We start from the raw sequence: 2,874 nt of genomic DNA on the forward strand, positions 1-2,874 counted from the left end.
ACTAGAAGGTATTGAATCAACATTCAATAACAAATATCCAGCCTTTTTATCACTGTTATTTTCTACAACTGTTGCTTCACCTTGAACAGTAAAATTTAAATCACCTGTATCACCCATTGAATAAAGACCCATATCAGAAACATTAGCAAAATCTCCTTTTGACTTTACATATAGATCAGATAAATCTATGGCCTTATTTTTAAGTTCAGGAACTACTTGTGTATCCCAAATTTCTGCTACATCAGTAGTTGAATTAAATTCAACTTTTCCAGTTAACTTATTTTCTTCACCTGTTTTAATAACTTTTACACAACTAATCTGAAAAATACTGAACAATAGTATCATAAAAATAAGTAAAATTTTGTAATTTCTTTTCATATATTTCCTCTCGTAGAATGTTTTTAGTACTTTTGTAGCAATAACTGCAAAAGTACTAAAAATTAAACTCTATCTATAAACAAACTTTGATAGTCTATCTACGTTAGTTTTTGTAATTGCAATACAATCTACTAGCTGTTTCTCTTTCAAGCCAGTTGTACCATTATTGATATAATCATTAGCTTGTTGAACTGACATTTCAGCAATTAGAGCTGCTTGTTGAAGAGCAGTACCGGTCATGTATCCAGATTTGATTTCAGCTGCTGCTTCATCACTACCATCAACACCAACAATTATGATACCTGAAAGTCCTGCACTCTTAATTGCAGCTGCTGCACCAACAGCCATAGTATCATTACCACATAAAACACCCTTAATATCAGGATTAGTTTTTAGGATTGTTCCCATTTTTTCATAAGCTTGAGTTTGTTCCCAGTTAGCAGTCTGTTGAGCAACCATTACAAGTCCATCATATTGATCTACAACTTCATGAAAAGCTTGTGATCTAACATGAGCATTGGTATCAGAATCTTTACCTAATAATTCAGCAAAATTACCTTTTTCGCCCATTGCTTCTACAAATACCTGTGCAATTTCTTTTGCACCTTGATAATTATTAGCAACTATTTGAGAAATAGCTACGCCACTTTGATTGATTTCTCTATCAATTAAGAAAGTAGGAATTCCTGCATCTTTTGCTTTTTGAACAGCGGCAACAGTTGCATCTGCACCTGCATTATCACAAATAATAGCAATAGCTTTATCAGCAATAGCCATTTCAAATAATTCTGACTGTTTAACAGCTGAATCATCATGAGATTCACTTTTAACTTCATATCCTAATGCTTCTGCTTTTGCAGCAGCTGCGTCAGCTTCTGTTTTAAAGAAAGGATTAGAATGAGATGGTGTGATTATGTAAATCAAATTTGATTTCTTTGCTGTTTTAGTTGCACTACTTTCGTTAGATCCTTGTGCAAATACCATTGTTGTTGCAAGCATTACCATAAGGGAAACACTTAACATTTTTTTTATACAATTCATAAATTACCTCCTGATGAATTGAAAACTTAGAATAGAATATATTAATAGGATTTACCTAATTAATTTTTTTATAATTCTACATCTTCCCCTCTAAGATATGCTTCAACATTCTCTTGTATTGGGTCATATAGATCGACTTTTATATTTATATATTTACAAGCTTCATATAAAGCCGGAATTATATTTTCATGAATACCTACACAGTGATGAATATAAGGACCATTAACTATTTTTGATTCAAGCCGTTTTATATTATCGACTTCTATCCATAGATATGTTCCTACACAGTTAGGTCCTTCAACACCTTTGGCGCCACCAAGTAAAAGAGAATATTCGCCTCCGTCACCATCGAAACGAGCTAATGTTAAATCACCATGTTTAGCCTCTCCTGTAATAGATCCTGGGTGCTTAAATGCTAATGGATAACCAATGATAGGTTTTTCTTTTAGAACAGAAAGTGGCCAAGGTCCACAATGTTGAAGAAGTTCACCATTTTTAATATCAGGATGTCTTATTGTCCAATCAGCAAAGAAAGATTTCTTATCCTCTAAAGATGCTGCTTCAACCATTAAAGCCGTAATAGCACCATGAATATCAGTTTCACAAACCACAGGAATTCCCATATCATTCATAAGAGAATTTGCAACACAGGGCATGATTCCTATTTCACTTTGAAGAGCAGTCCAACATTGAATTGCAACAGCATTACAAGAATATTTATCACATAAAGATTTCATTGCTATTTTCAATGCTGCAATTTGAGAAAGCTGAGCTCCTGTAATATTTACAGTAAAATTAGAACTTAAATAAGAAATAGTATCCTTTAATTCTTGTGAATTTAATTTGTTAATTTCTTTGACTTTACTTGTTAATTCAGGAAGAGGAATTGGAGAGAGTTGAATATTAAACTTTTCAAGTAATTCACCTTCATTACACATTGTTGACCAAAAATCAAATGGCCTTGGTCCAATTTGTAAAATACGAGTATGTCTAAAAGTCTTTACAATACTGCATACTCTAAGAAAATCTTTAATTCCTCTTTCAAATTTTGGATCATCTAAGGTACAGTTAGTGAGATAAGTAAAAGGAACCTTAAATCGTCTTAAAACCTTGCCAGTTGCAAACAAACCACATTGAGTATCTCTTAATCTTGTACCGTCTTGCATAGGTCTTTCATCAAGAGGTCCCCATAATAACACAGGAATATTTAGTTCTTTTGCCAATCGGGCACATTCATATTCTGTACCAAAATTACAATGTGGAATAAAAAGTCCATCAATTTTAGCCTTCTTAAATTTATCTTCAATTAAAGCCAGTCCTTTATCATCATATAATAAGCCTTCATCATTAATATTTGTAATATCAACAAATTCAATATTTAGTTCATTAAGTTTATTAGCAGTTAATTTTCGATATTTTATAGCATCAGGTGCACTGAAGACACTTCGTCTTGTG

At 32.4% G+C, this 2,874-nt stretch carries 3 protein-coding genes; all 3 read right to left on the reverse strand.

Annotation, left to right across the window (positions count from 1 at the left end):
- Positions 1–378 (reverse strand): DUF2291 family protein (locus JJE11_RS17235; RefSeq protein ID WP_291637851.1); only part of this gene is annotated, 378 nt, incomplete at its 3' end.
- 69 nt (positions 379–447) lie between these two features.
- Positions 448–1,419, reverse strand: a complete 972-nt coding sequence (locus JJE11_RS17240) for a D-ribose ABC transporter substrate-binding protein (RefSeq protein WP_366927962.1) — start codon at positions 1,417–1,419, stop codon at positions 448–450.
- A 68-nt stretch (positions 1,420–1,487) separates the two neighbouring features.
- Positions 1,488–2,874, reverse strand: a 1,387-nt coding sequence (locus JJE11_RS17245) for an L-fucose/L-arabinose isomerase family protein (protein WP_291637853.1), incomplete at its 5' end; no start/stop codon positions are given.

Origin of the sequence: Clostridium sp. (genome assembly GCF_016650095.1) — a bacterium.
GTDB lineage: Bacteria > Bacillota > Clostridia > Clostridiales > Clostridiaceae > Clostridium_AD.